This is a genomic window from Jatrophihabitans sp., assembly GCF_036389215.1.
Lineage (GTDB): Bacteria > Actinomycetota > Actinomycetes > Mycobacteriales > Jatrophihabitantaceae > Jatrophihabitans_A.
Genome location: NZ_DASVQG010000122.1, coordinates 1 through 16,765 on the forward strand (window position 1 = coordinate 1; position 16,765 = coordinate 16,765).

Genomic DNA, 16,765 nt, shown 5'->3' on the forward strand with positions numbered 1-16,765 from the left:
GTCTCGCTGGAGGCATCCTCGGACAGGTCGTAGCGGGTCAGTTCGGCGCCGTCGGCCTGGTTGATGACCCGAATGAAGGCGTTGCGGACCTGGCCGAAGTTCTGCCGGCGGCTGTCGGCCTCATAGATCGACACCGGGAACACGATCCGGTCCACCTCGGGCGGCACCCGGCTCAGATCGACCTTGATCTGCTCGTCATCCCCCTCGCCCGAGCCGGTGAGGTTGTCGCCGGTGTGCTCCACCGAACCGTCCGGACTGGTGAGGTTGTTGAAGAACACGAAATGCAGGTCGGACAGGATCCGGCCGGCCGCGTTGAGCATCAGCGCGCTCGCATCGAGGTCGAAGGCCTGCCCGCTGGTGAGGCGCTCGTCCCAGCCGAGGCCGACCACCACCGCGGACAGGCCCGGCGCCTGCTTGGTGAGCGAGACGTTGCCGCCCTTGGAGAGGCTGACTCCCATGCACATACCTCCTGCGCGCTGCGCTGCCCGCCGATCGGCAAGCCTGGTGGCACCGTATGCCAGAACCGGCGCGGTGGTTGGAGGTTTGCCCCGGAACGGACGATCAGACCCCGATGGTCAGACGTTGACGCCGTAGTCCCGGGCGATGCCTGCCAGGCCGGAGGTGTAGCCCTGCCCGACGGCGCGGAACTTCCACTCGGCACCGTTGCGGTACAGCTCGCCGAACACCATGGCGGTCTCGGTCGAGGCGTCTTCGGACAGGTCGTACCGGGCCAGCTCGGAGCCGTCGGCCTGGTTCACCACCCGGATGAAGGCGTTGCGCACCTGACCGAAGCTCTGGCCGCCGGCCTCGGCGTTGTAGATCGACACCGGGAAGACGATCTTGTCGATCTCGGCGGGCGCCCCGGCGAGGTTGACCTTGACCTGCTCGTCGTCGCCCTCCCCCTCACCGGTCAGGTTGTCACCGGTGTGCTCCACCGAGCCGTCGGGGCTGGCGAGGTTGTTGAAGAAGATGAAGTGCTTGTCGGACAGGACCTTGCCGTTGGAGCCGCAGGCGATCGCGCTGGCGTCGAGGTCGAAGTCCTGGCCGTCGGTGGTGCGGGCGTCCCAGCCCAGGCCGACCGTGACCGCGGTCAGGCCGGGCGCTGCCTTGGTGAGCGAGACGTTGCCGCCTTTGGTGAGGCTGACTCCCACGAGAAACTCCAGGTGACTAGAGGAAGGCCGCGGGGCCTTCATGGCCGATCATCGCCGCCCCGAGCGGACGGCGACCTTCATGTTAGTGATACGAGCAGGGCAGCTGGGAAGTTCCGTCAGGTATGGCCGCTGTGATGGAGCGGCGATGTAAGCGTCATGTGAGCCTGATGTGATTACTGATTGGGGTGGAGAAGTAAGCGCAATGTGATGCGGGGCTGCCCCGGCGTCACTCGGTGCTGCCGGAGAACAGCCCACCCATGCCGGCGCCCGTCTTCTTGTCACCGGCACCCATGTTCTTGCGCAGCGCCTTGGCCAGCCCGTCGATGGTCATCGACTGCAGGATCACCGAGCCGTTGCCGGTGAGCGTAGCCAGCGACATGCCCTCGCCACCGAACATCGCGTTCATCACCCCGGCCCGGTTCAGCGAGCCCACCCGTTCGACGCCGTAGGAGATCCGGTGGTCCCAGGCGACGACACAGCCGGTGTCCACCTTCAGCCGGCCCCCGTAATCGGCCGGGTTGATGTCGATGAAGTTGCCGGCACCGGCGATGATCAGGCTGCCCCGGCCGGTGAACTTCTCCAGCACGAAGCCCTCGCCGCCGGCGAAGCCCTGCCGCAGGCCCGAGAAGGCGATGTCGAAGTTCACCCCGGCCTCGGCCGCGACGAAGGCGTCCTTCTCGGCGAACCAGGTGGTCTGGCCGTCCAGCTCGAGCACCCGCATCTCCCCCGGCAGCACCCCGGCCAGGGCCAGCAGGCCGTCGCCGCCGGTGGTGGTGAAGTGGCAGAAGGCGAAGGATTCCCCGGCCAGCACCCGCTTGCCGACGTCCATCGCGCCGCGCAGCATGCCGCTCAGGCCGCCTGCGGCCGCGGGCTGACCGCCGCCTGCGGGCTGACCGCCGCCCGCGCCTGCGGGCTGACCGCCGCCGGGCTGACCCGCCCCGGCCGGCGCGGTGAGCTTGGTCTGCATCGTCACGTCGGCCGAACTGAACAGGAACTTGCCCGCCTCGCTGTAGACGGTCTGCCCGGGCCGCAGCTGCACGATCGCCATCTGCATGACGTTTCCGCTGATCTGGACGTCGAGACTCATCCGGTTTCCTCCCCTGAACACCGACGGCATGTGCTGGATCGTGCCGCGGACCGCATCGCCCGGCGGCGGTCCAGCTGAGAGCTTCCAGCCGAACCCGAGTCTGGCACCTTCGGCTGAGTGCCCGCTGAAAACGGTGCACCGTTGACCTTGCGGCTATTCGGCGAGACGCTAGGACTCCCCGGCCACCAGGGTGAACCGACGTCCAAGCAGCCGTTCGTCGCGTGGCCGCAGCGGTTTCCGGTGCGCGCCGCACCCAGCGCCAAGCCCGGAGCGCGAATTCGGAGGGCCCATGTTCGCAAGAGCCTCAACAGTCCTGTCAGCAGCCGGAGTGGTCCTCAGCATCTCGATGCTGGGCCAGCCGGCCGCGGGCTCGGAAGCTGCCGCGAGATCCACCGGGCCGGCCAGCGGACCCGAGTTGTCGGTGACCAGCCGGCTGGCCGACCGCCGGGAGGTGGCGGCCGGTACCCGGGCCTACTCGATCGGCTTCGAGGACGGCCGGTTCTATGCCAACGGCTGGCACATCACCGGTGAGATGGGCGGGGTCTGGACGCCGCCGGTGAAGCTGCTCGACGGCGTCTGGTTCGGCCTCGACGGCCAGTGGGTGGGGCCCGCGACCAAGTTCTCCAGCGGCTGGGGCTACACCCGCTTCCAGCTTCCCGACACCGCGGGCCTGCGGGTCCAGCGCACCGACTTCGTGCCGGACGGCACCCGGGCCGCGCTGTTCGGACTCACCATCACCAACCCGGGGGCGGCCCGGACCGCGAAGCTGTCCGTCGACGCGCACTCGGAGCTGATGGGCCAGTACCCGTGGGGATTCGACGGCGTGAAGCCGAATGCCAGCGACAACCTTCCCGACAAGGGCCGCTATGACGGCAGGAACCTGGTGTTCACCGAGGACGGCGCGCTGCCCGGCGCACCGACCCACCACTACGCGGCGCTGGTCGGCACCTCGCTGAAGGCCGACACCGGCCAGATCGGCGGTCAGTTCTGGGGCCCGCAGCCGGGGCACCGCTGTACCGGCAAGGAATCGGGCGCACCCGCCGACCCGAAGCCGTCCCAGTGCGACGACGGGCCGTTCGGGCGCGGCACCGGCGGCCGGTTGACCTACACCCTGAACCTGCCCGCCGGTGGCTCCGAGACCGTCTGGCTGGCGGCTGCCGGTTCGGACACCGGCCTGAAGTCGGCCCGGCACGAGCTGTCCCGGGCACTGCGCAACCCTGGCGCCCAGCTGGCCGCCAAGATCGCCGCCCGCGAGCGGCTGGCAGCCCGCACCAAGCTGTCGCTGCCCGGCGACCGGCTGGTGCAGAACGCCATCGACTGGGGCAAGCAGAACATCGCCGACCTCACCCAGACCGCGCGGGACATGCAGGTCCGCTGGACCAACCAGGGCAAGCAGTTCCCCGCCCCGGCCGGCACCGTGCGATCGGCGACCTTCATCGGCGCGGGCTATCCGGACTACCCGTGGATCTTCGCAACCGATGCCGAGTACACCGCGTTCGCCTCGGTGGCGGTCGGCCAGTTCGAAGCCATCGAGGCGCATATGCGAGCGCTGCGCGACGTTTCGGACCTGCTCAACAACCGCTCCGGCGTGGTGACCCACGAGGTGGTCTCGGACGGTTCGGTCTGGTTCGGCCAGGACTCCCGCACCACCAACCCGGACGGCACCGTCAGCTACAACTTCAACACCGACGAGACCGTCAAGTTCCCCAGCACCGTCGCGCTGATCTGGCGCTGGACCGGCAACGACCGGTTCCGCGACGAGATGTATGACTTCAGCGTCCGCAACCTGCGCTACGTGGTGAAGAACCTCGACGCCGACCACGACGGTTTCCCGGAGGGACTGGGCAACGTCGAGCGCACCGGCATGGGCACGGAGAAGCTGGACAACACTGTGTACTTCCTGCGGGGCCTGTACGACCTCGCCGACATGGCGCACGCCAAGCACGACAAGGCCACCTACGCCTGGACGAGCAAGCTGGCCCGGTCGCTGCAGCAGCGCTTCGACGCCGCGTGGTGGTACCAGGCCGCATCGCAGTACGCCGACTCCCTCACCGACCCGGGCAATGTCCAGTCGTTCCAGAAGCACTGGATCGGCCAGACGCCCATGGAGGTCGAGTTGCACGTCAACGGCCGGACGGTGCCGGGCCTCGCGCCGTTCGCCCATGGGAACGCGGCATTGGCCGGCCGCGAGAACGACTGCTTCAGCGGCACCACGCCGTTCAACCGGGGGCTGTTCCACACCGGCTGCGGCGGCGGCCCGACCGGGCAGGGTGAGCGGATCGCCTACGGCCTGACGACCTCGATCCAGTCGGTGGGCGAAGGCAACTACGGACGGCTGGGGCCCGACCAGCAGCAGCGGTACCTGCACGCGCTGGCCGAGCCGATGTTCGCCGAGCCCGCCACCGGCGGCACGCCGGACGAGCAGCCCGGCGCGATGCCGGAAATCTTCCCGTCGCCGGACCAGGGCGCCAACATCGACCGGTGCTGGACCTGCCGCTCGATGTTCATGCAGGCGTGGGGCAACTACGGCACCGCGTGGGCGGTGGTGCACCAATGGCTGGGCGTCCGCCCCGACCTCGGCCACGAGCGGCTGGAGATCGTTGCGCAGCTGCCACCGGGGCAGCACATGGTGCAGGGCAAGGACATCCGGCTCGGCAGCGGCTCGGCCGACGTGCGAGCGACGCACACCGGCGACACCTACCGCACCAGCATCTACGTCAGCCGCGCCACCAACGCCGACCGGGTGCTGATCGGGCACACCCTGCCCCGCGGGACGCACCCGCACAGCGTGAAGCTCGACGGGCGGACCGTGCACGACTACCGCATGGTGCACACCAACCGCGGCACCGAGGTGACGGTGTCGACCGGCAAGGGTCGGCACACCCTGACGATCACCACCTGACCATTACCACCTGACCGGCGATCGGCTTCAGGGCCCGGCGATCGGCGCCGGGTCCTGGGCCGGTCAACTCAGGATCAACCGCTCCGCGTGGTCCTGCTCGGCCTCGCTGACCTGCGCCGGTCCGCCGTGGCGGAGCTGCCAGCGGACGCGCGGCCGGTCGGGGGCCGGTCCGTCAGGCACCAGCCCGTCAGCCACCGATCCGTCAGGTACCGGCACCTCGCCCGCCCGCAGAGCCTGCTCGATCCGCCGGCGCACCTCCTCGACCCGCTCGGGCTCGGTCGCGAACAGGATGCGCAGCCGGACGGTGTCGCCGTCCCGGTCGGCGCGGGTGTGGTGCGGCGCCAGCGGGCATGGTGGCTGGTGTTCCCAGTGCCCGCACAGGGCGACGGTGATGGCCGCTCCGGGAGCACCGTCGGCGGCGGTGTCGGGCATCGCCAGTTCGGCGTCGTGGGCGAAGGCTTGGCGCATCCAGCGAGTGTGCTGCCGACCCGGCGGTTTGTCACTCATCGGGAGTCGGCCGGCAGCAGGTCGGTGTCAGCGCCGCGGCAACGTCCGGCGACACCACCTTGTCAGCGGCCGAGACCGCCGTCCTGGCGCCCGGGGCCGGCTCGGCGCGGGTGGCCGGGCGCACCACGAGCTGGTTCAGCACCGGAATCGGCACGTCCAGGATGCTGGCGGTCGAGGTCCGGGGGTTGATCACCGCGATCGACCCGCCCGCGGTGACGGCGAACAGCCACTTGCCATCGGGTGAGAAGGCGAGGGCGCCGTCCAGGGTCGCCTGGGTCACGGCCAGGTTGACCACCCGCAGCCAGCTGCCGCGGGCCACGTCGAGCACGGCCACCTCGACGGTCCCCTCCGGACGGGAGGTCAGCACCGCCACCGTGGAGCCGTCGGGCGAGATCACCCCGCGCGGCGAATCGCGGCCCAACGCCCTGTCCGCCACCGTCTTCCGGCGCCCGTCCGCACGGCTGATCAGCACCGTCTGGCAGCGGTACCGTTCGTCGCATTCGATCACCAGCCATCCGGTGGGACCGGCCGCGAGCAGCGCGCCGGTGCTGATCCGGCGCATGCCCTCGGGCCGGGCCTGGTACAGGCCGCCGATGCCCGGGAACAGCAGGTAACCCGCCCCGTCGGCGATCGCGTCGAAGGTGGAGCTCCCGGACGGGACCGGGACGAAGTCAGCGAGCCTCTTGCCGTCCAGGGTGGCCAGTGCCATCACCGGCTGGTGGTCGTCGGCCGGCCGGACCCACATCTGGCCGGGCTTGGGCCCAGGGAACGCCGGGCCGTCCTCGTTGAGCAGCGGCGACAGCTCCGCGGCCGTCTGGCCGTCGGCCACCACGTAGGCCGGCACCCGGTCCAGCGGCCGGACGATCACCCGATCAGGCCCGGCCAGCAGGTACACCGGCCCGCCGCTGCGCAGGTCGGGCAGCGCGGTACTGATGATCCGGCCGGCGGCGGGCTGGATCCTGACCAGCTCGTCGGGGCCGCGGCCGACCAGCTCCCAGCCGGCCTTCACACCCAGCAACGGGTGGCCCAGCTCGGTGACCGAGACCGCCGGCACCAACGGCTGGGCGGGCACGGCTGCCGACGTCTCGGGCGCGGGCCGGGTCGAGGAAGCGGGCGGCGTCGGTACCGGCCTGGCGGAGGATGCGGTCGGGTCCCGGCGGGCGAGGTTCATGAAGCCGACCACCACTGCGACGACCACACCGGTGACCGTCAGGGTCAACCACCTCGGCCAGGGTCGGCGCGGCGGACCCGTCCCACCCGTCGCGTCCGAGTCGACGTCGAGCCAGTCGATGTCGTCGGCGTACGCGTCGTCACGGCCCATGCCTCATTCTGGACCCCGCGCGTGGATTGCGGTGCCACTTGCCGCTTGATCGTGACGGCGGAACGACCCGAACGTCTCGTCCGGACTTGCCGAGCACACACCGTCCGTGGCGGAGCCCGGGAGCTAGTGTGTCGGCGCACCCCGCTCCGAGCCCGCGTGCCGCAACATCTTTCGTCGACAAGTTGTCTGTTAGGCGGGACGAGTTTCTGCTAGGCAGGCAAGTTGTCTGTTATGCAAGGGATGGAAAGGCTGCGGACATGAAGCATCACCGAGTGGTACGCCAGTGGGCCCTGGTCCTGAGTACGGGTGCCCTGGTGGCCGGCGTGGCAGCGGCTTCGGCAGGTGCCGGTCCGGTCATCGAAGCCGGCTCGATCGTGCCGGAGGCGGCGGCTGGCGCCGCGCCCGTGATGCCGGCACCGACGATGGTCCCGGCGCCTGGTGCCCAGGCCCTGTTCACCGCGATGACCGAGGCGCAGCGGATCGGCCAGCTGTTCATGGTCGGCGCCGCCGCGACCGGACCCAGCTCGGCGGCGCTGTCGGCGATCACCAATTACCACGTGGGCAATGTGATCCTCACCGGTCGCAGTGGCCGGGGCGTCGCTGCCACCCGGGCCGTTGCCGACCGCCTGCAGGCGCGCGCCACCTCGCCGGCGACCCGCGGGGTACCGCTGTTCGTCAGCTCTGATCAGGAGGGCGGCTATGTCCAGGTGCTGTCCGGCACCGGGTTCTCCACCATTCCACAGGCGCTGACCCAGGGCGGCTGGTCCACCGCCACCCTGCAGGGCGCCGCCCGGCACTGGGGCGACCAGCTGGCAGCGGCCGGCGTCAACCTGAACCTGGCGCCGGTGATGGACACGGTGCCGGCCGGACAGGCCAACCCCCCGATCGGGTACTACAACCGCGAGTACGGCCACACCCCGGAGGTCGTCGGCCCGCACGGTGCGGCGGTGGTCAGGGGTATGGCACTGGCCGGGGTCACCACGACGGTCAAGCACTTTCCGGGCCTGGGCCGGGTCGATGCGAACACCGACACCACCGCCGGCGTCACCGACTACGTCACCAGGTCCGACGATGCCTACCTGGCGCCGTTCCAGGCCGGCATGCAGGCAGGTGCCGCCTTCGTGATGATGTCCTCGGCGTACTACCAGCTGATCGATCCGGACCGCCCGGCGGCGTTCTCGCCCACGGTGATCGGCGGGATCCTGCGCAGCCGGTTGGGGTTCCGGGGCGTGGTGATCAGCGACGACCTCGGCAACGCCGAGCAGGTGGCGGCGTGGTCCCCGGGCCAGCGTGCCGTCAACTTCCTGGACGCCGGCGGCGACATGGTGCTGAACGTCGACGCCAACACGATCCCGGCCATGGTCGACGCGGTGTCGGCCCGAGTCGCGAGCAGCCCGTCGTTCCGGTCCAAGGTCGACTCCGCGGCGTTGCTGGTGCTCAGGACCAAGCAGGCGCGCGGACTGCTCTCCGAGGTGGCCGCTGCCGTCGGCGGCGCGGATTTCAACGGCGACGGCCGCGCCGACCTTGCCGTCTGGCGGCCGTCCAGTGGCACCTGGTTCGTGCGCGGCACCCCGGCGGCGCAATGGGGCGATATCGGCGACGTCCCGGTGCCTGGTGACTACAACGGCGACGGGCGCAGTGAGATCGCGGTCTGGCGGCCTTCGACCGGCACCTGGTTCGTGCGCGGCGTGCCAGGCGTGATCTGGGGCCGGGCCGGCGACGTGCCGGTGCCTGCCGACTACAACCATGACGGGCGCGTCGATCTGGCTGTGTGGCGACCCTCGAACGGCACCTGGTACGTGCGCGGCCTGCCGGCCGTGGTGTGGGGCCTGCCCGGCGACCATCCGGTGCCCGCCGACTACAACGGCGACGGGCGCGCCGACCTCGCGGTGTGGCGACCCTCGAACGGCACCTGGTACGTCCGGGGCACGCCGAGCGTGGTCTGGGGCCGGGCCGGAGACGTGCCGGTGGCCGCCGACTACAACCTGGATGGCCGCGCCGACCTCGCGGTGTGGCGACCCTCGGACGGCACCTGGTACGTCCGCAGCCTGCTGCGCGTGGTGTGGGGCCGGCCCGGCGACCTCCCGGTGCCCGGTGACTACAACGGCGACAGAGGCATCGACCTCACCGCCTGGCGACCGGCCGCCGGGTACTGGTACGTCCGCGGCGTCGAAACCGTCCAGTGGGGCCTTCCTGGAGACGTCCCCGTCTGAGAGCTGACCGCGGCACCGCACCCGGACCGCCGCCGCCTGATGCACGCGTGCTCCCCGGTACCCGGTGACGGGCTTGGAAATCGTCGACGAGAAGCCCGCCGCCGGGTACCCCCGCTCAGCGCCAGCCCGGCAAGGACGATCATGGGTGCCTGGCGGTCCCTTCGGCTGCCCGGAGCGGAAGTGGAGTGGGAAGCTTGGGCGTTGATGCCGTGATCCTGGGCGGCGGGTGCATCGGCGCGAGCGTCGCCTACCACCTGGCCGAGGCGGGGCTCACCGAAGTCCTCCTTCTCGAGGCGGACACCCTTGGCAGCGGATCCACCAGCAAGGCCGCCGGCGGCATCCGGCTCCAGCACGGCGACCCGCTCAACGTGCGGCTGGCGCAGCGCTCGCTCGCCGAGCTGGTCGCCTTCGAGCAGCTGACCGGAGTGGACATCTTCCTCCGCCAGGTGGGCTACCTGTTCCTGATCAGTTCGCCGTCCGACCTGGCGATCTTCGACCGGTCGGTTGCCCTGCAGCAGTCTCTCGGCGTTCCGGTGCGGGTGCTGAGCCCGGATGAGGCCGGCGAGCTGGTGCCGCAGCTGGTGACCGGGGATCTGGTGGGGGCGACCTTCTGCCCGTCGGACGGCTTCGCCACCCCGGAGGCCGTGGTGCAGGGCTACGCCACCGCAGCCCGCCGCAGCGGGGTGACCATCCGGCAGGGCGAGCGGGCCGCGCGGATCATCACCGCACACGGGCGGGTAGCGGCGGTGCTGACCGAGCGCGGTGAGCGCATCGCCACCCCGACCGTCATCTGTGCCGCCGGCATCGGCTCGCGGGCGATCGCCGCCACGGCGGGGGTGGACCTGCCGGTCAGCGCGGAACGTCGGCGGATCTTCTTCTCCTCGCACAGCGGCGGAATTTCCAGCGACGTGCCGTTGACCGTCGACTTCGCCACCGGTTTCTACTTTCACCGGGAAGGGCCGGGACTTCTCTTCGGCGGCCGGGAGCTGACCGCGGAGGAGATGATGGCACCGGCGATGCATCGGCTGCCGGTGATCGCCGACCTGCCGCTCAAGTCCACCTGGCACGGCGACTACGACATGAGCCCGGACCACAACGCCATGGTCGGCCACTCAGCACACCTGAGCGGCTTCTACTACGCCACCGGCTTCTCGGGCCATGGCTTTCAACTCTCACCAGCGGTCGGCGAGCACCTTGCCGAGCTGGTGACCGGTCGGCAGCCCTCGATCGACCTGGCACCGTTGCGGGCCGAGCGGTTCGCCGACGCGGACGGCAACCGGGTGGAGCCGATCGTCATCTGAACCTCGCCAGCCATCCCACTCACCAGCCATCCCACTCACGAGAAGGACGTCATGGGAGCACCGAGAGCTGAACTGACCGGCAAGGTAGCGATCGTCACCGGCGCCGCCCGCGGCATCGGCTTCGCGATCGCCAGCCGATTCGCCGCCGAAGGCGCCTGCATCGCGCTGTCGGACATCGACGTCGCCGGTGCCGAGAGCGCGGCGCGAGCCATCGGCGAGGACGGCGGGAAGGTGATCGGCGTGGGGGGTGACGCAGGCGTCGCCGCCGATGTCGACCGGTTGATCCAGGCGACGCTGGACCGGTTCGCACGCGTCGACATCCTGGTCAACAATGCCGGCGACGTCACGACGCTGCGTCATTTCCTGGACAGCGACCAGGACTGGTGGGACCGGCTGGTGCGGACCAACCTCACGAGCCACTACCTGTGCACCCGCGGGGTCGCCGGCCTGATGGCGGCCGCCGGCGGCGGCTGCGTGATCAACATGTCCAGCGGCGGAGCGAACCGCTCGCACCGCGGCATGGTGGCCTACGACGCCACCAAGGGCGCCATCGAGGCGATGACCCGCAGCCTGGCACTCGACCTGGCGCCGTACGGCATCAGGGTGAACGCCCTGGTGCCAGGGCTCATCGCCACCAACCCCGCGCATCTGGAACCGGCGGCGCGCAAGCTGCGGGACGAGACGGTGCCGCTGGGCCGGGGCGGGACGCCGGAGGATATCGCCGGACCGGCGGTGTTCCTGGCCTCCGACGACGCCGCCTACGTCACCGGCGCCTGCCTGGTCGTCGATGGCGGGGTGCTGGTGCAGCAGCGTTCGCCGCAGGTCGAGGTGTTCGGGCTCGACAAGTTTCCCCGCATTCCCGGCAGCAAGTTCTCCTGAACGCCGGAACACTTCCGCAGGGCAGGCTCCCGAGATTCGAAAGGATCTCCGGCTCGGCCGCTGTTCGGCTGACGAGCAGGCCAGCGGACCTGCGAGTTTGGCGACGTGAACAACCGGGATGATGTCGGCACCTACCACCGCATCCTGCGTGAGGCCGCAGAGGTCGGAGCCGGCCAGCCCGCCGCCGCGCAGCGCACCAACCGCGATCGGCGCGGTCAGCCCTCGCTGCGCTGACCTGCGAGGCGGCGCCGGTAGCGGACCTCCTCGACCTCGGTGTCGCCAATGGTCGCGCGCTTCGTCGCCCCGTCCGGCTGCCAGCCGTTGCGCTCGTAGAACCCTCGCGCACGAGCGTTCGTGTCCAACACCCACAACGTCGCCTCGTCGAACTCGGACGCGAGCGCCGCCGTGCCCGCCTCGAACAGCCCACGCCCAACACCCCGGTCCCACCAGGCGGGGTCGAGGTAGATGGCGAACAGCTCGCCGACGCCCTGCCCAGCGTCGTCGTCTCGGCAGTCGCCGGTCGCCACGAACCCGACAACGGCGCCGGCCGGCTCGGCCGCGACAAGGACCCGCGTCGAACCGTCGGAGATGCTGCGCTCCCACCCGACCGTCCGACGTTCCACGGACAGGCCGTCAAGGAGCGCCTGCGGCATCAAGCCCCGGTAAGCAGCACGCCACGAGGCGACGTGCACCTCGGCCACGCGCGCGGCGTCAGCAGGGGCCGCCGCGCGCACAACGATGCCAGCCGGAACGGCAAGTCCAGTCACGCGCGCCTCCCCCGGAGAAACCGGACAAACATATACTGTCGGGCTCCGAGCCCTACCGGCTGGGAGCTGCATCATCACACCGTAATCAGACGGGGCCCCGCGGCCGAAAAGGTCGGTAAGTCACCTGGCTGATGCCAGGAACCGGGCCGGTGACGAACCCGGGCTGACAGACCCCGTTCCGCTACTTGGGCAGCGAGAACAAACTCAGCGCCATCAGAATCGGCGCATATTTTGTGCATCGCTTTTTCAACGAGGTCAGCAATGCGGTCCCCGGCCCGCTTCCCCTCATCTCAACGTCCGAAGTCGAGACCATTCACCCCTCTGTGCGCGTCTACGGACGGGCCTTCGTGCGTAGACCTAGGGGTAATTGACCACCGTGACCGGCACGTCGGGGTTGGCGATCGTCGAGGAACCGCCCACGCCGTTGATGACGTTGCGGATCCCGCCCCTGCCGTTGACGGGATCCAGGAAGATCGTCAACAGGTCGTGCATGGTCACGCCCGGGGTTACCGGCACCACGAAGGCGTTTGCCGCGAAGATGTCGATGCCCTGGTTGAAGAAGCTGTAGGACCCCATGCCGTAGCCGGTGAAGTGCTTCACCTGCGGCCCGACCTTGAAGGCGGCGTAGCCCTCGACGCCGGGCGCCGACATCCAGGCCGCCTGGCTCGGGACGTCGTAGGGCATCTCGTTCTGGAAGAACACGACGATGCCGTTCTCGCCGTTCCAGATGACCTCGGTCTTCTGGTAGTGCTCGACGAACAGGCCGGTCGCGGTGACGTTGTCGCCGTTCACGACGAGCCCGGTGTCAGCGGTGTTCTGCGTCCAGCCGACGCCGGCGCCGTGGTCGGCACGCCAGGCCCAGATGTCGTCCAGGATCACGTTGTCGCTGTTGACGAGCAGGCTCACCGTCGCCTTGCCGAGGTGCGCCCCGCCGATCCGGAAGAACACGTCCTGCAGCGCGGTGGGCTCGCCCCTGCTCGCCCCGCCGGCTGGGTGATGGTCGGCCTTCTTGCCGATCTGCAGCAGGACCGGGGAGTTGATCGGGCCGGCGTCGAACACGATGCCGGCGATGTCGACGCCCGCGGGGTGCTCGACCGTCATCGCGATGTTGCCGCGGGTGGGGGTGATGCTCGCCAGCCCGAGGCCGAGCACGATGGTGCCGGACCGCTTGACCCGCACCGCCGAGTCCAGGTTGTAGACGCCGGGGGTGAGCAGCAGGTTCCGCCCGCGGGCGAGCTGCTGGTTCAGGGTGCGCGCCGAATCGGCGGGCGAGGCCACGTAGAAGTCCGACAGCGGGATCGAGCGGCCGGGCGTCTGGGTCGTGGCCGACCAGGTCTCGCCGACGGAGTGGGTGGCAGCCGACGGGACGAACACCCGGTAGGCACCCGCTTGGTCGACGTAGAGGTACGGCTTCTCCTTGCTTGCCGGGGTCGCCGCGAGGGTGGTGTAGGGCCCGCAGCCTCCGCTCACGGCCGGGAAGCACTGCGCCGGTGCGTTGTTCACGCCGGCGAAGACCTGGTTCCACACGCCGTTGGACCACCCGTCGAGGGTGCTGTTGCGCACGAAGAACTGCTGCTGCGAACCGTTGACCACGGTGCTGCCGTCGAAGCGCGAGTCGGCGATGAAGCCGCCGCTGGCGAACGCCGGGCCGGTGCAGTAGTCCATCAGCGTGGTCAGGCCGTTGACATGGACCCGGCGCATCGGTGCCGCCTGCGACACGGCCCAGAACTCACCGCTGTGGCAGCCGGAGTAGACGCCGGTGGCCGGATTGGCGACGTTGATCGTGAGGTTCGACATCGAACGCCAGAAGTTGTTCAGGGCGATGCATCCGGAGGCGTCGCACTGGTTGAAGACGTCGATGGCGCCGTTGATGACGACGTCTCCCGGGTTCTGCCCGAGCCCGGCAACCTCGGTGTAGTAGCCGACCTGGAAGTTCAGCGGAGAGGCCGCCGAGCCGTACGTGCCGGGCTTGAACAGCAGCGCGTACCGCTGGGGGCCGAACTGGTTCGGAATCTGCTGGGCGGCGATCGCGTCCACGGCGGCCTGGATCTGGCTCTGCGGCATCGAGGGGTCGAACACCAGGACGTTGGGGCCGAGGTTCGGCTGCCCCGGCGCCGGCCGCGGGTGCCCTGCGCTGGCGGCGGGTCGCGAGGGCGCCGCCGCGGCGGTTCCAGCCGTCGTCACGGAGAAGAGCAGTGCGATCAGTGCCAGCGATGCCGTGATCGCCGCGGGGCGCAACGGGGCCGGCGTCCGCCGCCCGAGGTGGTGCTGTGCGTGGTCCATGATGTGACGATAGCCGTGGGATCGCCATCCGGAAATGCTGGGTGAGAGCGCGCTCACGGATCGATTCCGTGGCTGCCCGCATGGCGGGAGCCAACGGCGAGGTGCGCGAACGTGATGGCGCGGAGCTTCCACTCGACGGACGCCGCTCCATCTTGGAAGGGCGCGGGCCGTGGGCCGAACCAGTATCGTAACTTGGTCCATAATGGTATCCACCAGTTCGAGGGCGACGGGCGTTCGCGTCTAGCGTGCCGCGACATAGCCGGGAAACCGGCCGGCTGTTCCGGAGGACTCCAGCCTGTTCGTCGCATCAGCTGCATACGGCCAGATTGCGACTTTCGCGATCCGGCTCGGGTCGTTAGGTTGGCCGCATGTCCGAGACAGGCTCAGAGAAATGACGATCCCGACCGAGCAGATCGGCAGCGTGCCCCGGCCGGCCGCGCTGCTGCAGGGGATGGCCGACCATGCTGCCGGCAAGATCGGGGCCGACGAGTTCGGCCAGCTGCAGCAGCAGGCATTGCGCGAGACCATCCAGCGGCTGGAGGAGACCGGTTCGCCGGTCATCACCGACGGCGAGCAGACCAAGCCCAGTTTCCTCACCTATCCGATCGACGGCCTGCCCGGCCTGGCCGCCGGCGGGGTGAGCATTCCCTTCGCCGATGGGCATGAGCGGCAACTGCCGGTGTTGACCACCGGGCCGTTCCGGTATCAGGCGTTCGCCGCGTCCTACCTCACCGCGGCACGGGGCTATGCCTCGGTGCCGGTGAAGCAGGCGGTCATCGCACCGTCCGCGCTCAGCCTGCTGTATCCGGCGGAGCCGATCGAGGGCTACTCCCGGGACGACTTCCTGGCCGACTTGGCCGATCAGGCCGAGCGGGACATCCGGCAGTGTCTGGACGCCGGGGCGGACTCCGTCCAACTCGACTTCACCGACGGCCGGCTCGCGGTGAAGCTGGACCCGTCCAAGGGCGTGCTGGAGCAGTTCATCGCCCTGAACAACCTGGTGCTTGACCGCTTCGACGAATCGGACCGGGCCCGGATCGGCGTGCACACCTGCCCGGGCGGTGACCTGGACTCCACGCACAGCCTGGACGTGGACTACGCCGAGCTGCTGCCCAGCCTCTTCCGGTTGCATGCCGGCCGGTTCTACTTGCAGCTGGCCAGCGAACCGGACCGGCGCCGGGTCCTGTCCATCATCCGGGACAACCTGCAGCCGGACCAGCGGGTGTTCATCGGGGTGACCGACCCCATCAACCCGGTGGTCGAGACCCCGGAGCAGGTTCGGGATCGGGTGCTGGAGGCCGCCGAGTTCATCCCGGCCGGTCAGCTCGGCAGCTGCGACGACTGCGGGTTCGCCCCGTTCGGGGACGACACCTCGACCTCGCGCGAGATCGCCTTCGGCAAGATCACCGCACGGGTCCAGGGCACGGCGCTCGCCGAACGCGGCTGAGCCCAGCGCCGGACCAGCACGCAGTCGCCGCACAGCGCGTCCCGGCCGGTGGTGGGACCCGCGGTACAGCAGGTAGCGGGAGCGGCTCGCACCGCATGACCAAAAGGCCACTGTCGAGTGGAGGTGCCGGGAATCGAACCCGGGTCCTTCGTCGCTTTGATGGGTCTTCTCCGGGCGCAGTGTGCGGTGTCTCTACTCGGCCTCACCGATCACGCACACAAGTCGGTGTGACAGGCCCAGTCGCTGTGAGTTGTCCCGTGCTCCCCCGCGACCGGGGAGTTCGGTAAGTCACCTAGCTGATGCCAGGATCCGGGCCGGTGACGAACCCGGGCTGACAGACCCGTTCCGCTACTTAGGCAGCGAGAACGAAGTCAGCGCGATTAGAATCGGCGCTTATTTTTTTGTGCATCGCTTTTTTAACGAGGTCAGCAATGCGGTCCTCGGCCCGCTTCCCCTCATCTCAACGTCCGAAGTCGAGACCATTCACCCCCTTCTGGGCGTTGCCCGCCCATCAAGCCGGCCCGCGCGTGAACGCCGCCGACACCCCCATCATGCCATGCCCGGCCGTTGCGCCGGCAGCGAATTGATCACCAGTCAGCCCCGGCCAACCTCTGGTGGCCTGGCCTGACCCCGCTCGCACCCGATCAGTGGCGCCTACCCACCAGTCACCCTGTACAACTACACAGTGGCCGACACTCAGCGCGAGATCGAGACCAAGTTCGACGTCGCCCCGGACTTCACGATCGGGGACCTGGCCGAGTTCGCCGGCCCTGGCTGCAGCGTGCAGAGCCAGACGGTGCAGCTGTCCAGCGCCTACTACGACACCGCCGAGCACAACCTGCTGCGGTCCCGGCTGACCCTGCGCCGGCGCACCGGCGAGGCCGACACCGGATGGCACCTGAAGGTG

General features: G+C 69.7%; 14 protein-coding genes and 1 other RNA gene. 7 read left to right on the forward strand and 8 right to left on the reverse strand.

Translation table 11 applies throughout. The annotated features are described in order from the left end of the window. The 3 genes from VF542_RS05505 to VF542_RS05515 form a co-directional block, all read right to left on the reverse strand. On the reverse strand, positions 1-458 hold a 458-nt coding region (locus VF542_RS05505), incomplete at its 3' end, for a TerD family protein (RefSeq protein ID WP_408650701.1). A gap of 117 nt (positions 459-575) precedes the next feature. Next, on the reverse strand, positions 576-1,151 hold the full coding sequence (locus VF542_RS05510) for a TerD family protein (protein ID WP_408650702.1): 576 nt from the start codon (positions 1,149-1,151) through the stop codon (positions 576-578). A 226-nt stretch (positions 1,152-1,377) separates the two neighbouring features. Further along, complete coding sequence (locus VF542_RS05515; protein ID WP_408650703.1) at positions 1,378-2,238, reverse strand: AIM24 family protein; 861 nt, start codon at positions 2,236-2,238, stop codon at positions 1,378-1,380. A gap of 289 nt (positions 2,239-2,527) precedes the next feature. Between VF542_RS05515 and VF542_RS05520 the strand changes: the two genes are divergently transcribed. Then, positions 2,528-5,140, forward strand: coding sequence for a glycogen debranching protein (locus tag VF542_RS05520; protein WP_408650704.1), 2,613 nt, complete (start codon positions 2,528-2,530; stop codon positions 5,138-5,140). A 63-nt stretch (positions 5,141-5,203) separates the two neighbouring features. Here the strand turns inward: VF542_RS05520 and VF542_RS05525 are convergent, their stop codons facing one another. Together VF542_RS05525 and VF542_RS05530 are read right to left on the reverse strand one after the other, a co-directional pair. After that, on the reverse strand, positions 5,204-5,608 hold the full coding sequence (locus VF542_RS05525; RefSeq protein ID WP_408650705.1) for a hypothetical protein: 405 nt from the start codon (positions 5,606-5,608) through the stop codon (positions 5,204-5,206). 31 nt (positions 5,609-5,639) lie between these two features. Further along, positions 5,640-6,968, reverse strand: coding sequence for a hypothetical protein (locus VF542_RS05530; RefSeq protein ID WP_408650706.1), 1,329 nt, complete (start codon positions 6,966-6,968; stop codon positions 5,640-5,642). Between the two features lie 257 nt (positions 6,969-7,225). On the opposite strand from VF542_RS05530, the gene VF542_RS05535 reads away from it, so the two are divergent. The 4 genes from VF542_RS05535 (at position 7,226) to VF542_RS05550 (ending at position 11,595) form a co-directional block, all read left to right on the forward strand. Then, positions 7,226-9,181 (forward strand): glycoside hydrolase family 3 N-terminal domain-containing protein, encoded by a 1,956-nt coding sequence (locus tag VF542_RS05535; RefSeq protein ID WP_408650707.1) that lies wholly within the window; start codon positions 7,226-7,228, stop codon positions 9,179-9,181. Positions 9,182-9,366: 185 nt separating this feature from the next. Beyond that, positions 9,367-10,482, forward strand: a complete 1,116-nt coding sequence (locus tag VF542_RS05540) for an NAD(P)/FAD-dependent oxidoreductase (RefSeq protein WP_408650708.1) — start codon at positions 9,367-9,369, stop codon at positions 10,480-10,482. A 51-nt stretch (positions 10,483-10,533) separates the two neighbouring features. Further along, positions 10,534-11,361 carry an SDR family NAD(P)-dependent oxidoreductase gene (locus VF542_RS05545; RefSeq protein ID WP_408650709.1) on the forward strand — a complete coding sequence of 276 codons (828 nt, stop codon included), beginning with the start codon at positions 10,534-10,536 and terminating at the stop codon, positions 11,359-11,361. Between the two features lie 105 nt (positions 11,362-11,466). Continuing rightward, positions 11,467-11,595 (forward strand): hypothetical protein, encoded by a 129-nt coding sequence (locus VF542_RS05550; RefSeq protein WP_408650710.1) that lies wholly within the window; start codon positions 11,467-11,469, stop codon positions 11,593-11,595. Here VF542_RS05550 and VF542_RS05555 read toward each other — a convergent pair. Together VF542_RS05555 and VF542_RS05560 are read right to left on the reverse strand one after the other, a co-directional pair. Beyond that, a complete protein-coding gene (locus VF542_RS05555; protein ID WP_408650711.1) occupies positions 11,577-12,128 on the reverse strand; it encodes a GNAT family N-acetyltransferase in 552 nt (183 codons plus the stop codon). The genes VF542_RS05550 and VF542_RS05555 overlap by 19 nt on opposite strands. A gap of 357 nt (positions 12,129-12,485) precedes the next feature. Beyond that, on the reverse strand, positions 12,486-14,411 hold the full coding sequence (locus VF542_RS05560) for an adenylyl cyclase (protein ID WP_408650712.1): 1,926 nt from the start codon (positions 14,409-14,411) through the stop codon (positions 12,486-12,488). Positions 14,412-14,802: 391 nt separating this feature from the next. Here VF542_RS05560 and VF542_RS05565 point away from each other — a divergent pair, with 391 nt between their 5' ends. Beyond that, entirely contained in the window at positions 14,803-15,858 is a 1,056-nt protein-coding gene (locus tag VF542_RS05565) for a cobalamin-independent methionine synthase II family protein (RefSeq protein ID WP_408650713.1), read from the forward strand. A 115-nt stretch (positions 15,859-15,973) separates the two neighbouring features. On the opposite strand, the gene ssrA is transcribed toward VF542_RS05565, so the two are convergent. After that, positions 15,974-16,349, reverse strand: a transfer-messenger RNA (tmRNA) gene (gene ssrA, locus VF542_RS05570). 194 nt (positions 16,350-16,543) lie between these two features. Between ssrA and VF542_RS05575 the strand changes: the two genes are divergently transcribed. Next, a partial coding sequence (locus tag VF542_RS05575) for a CYTH domain-containing protein (RefSeq protein WP_408650714.1) occupies positions 16,544-16,765 on the forward strand: 222 nt, incomplete at its 3' end.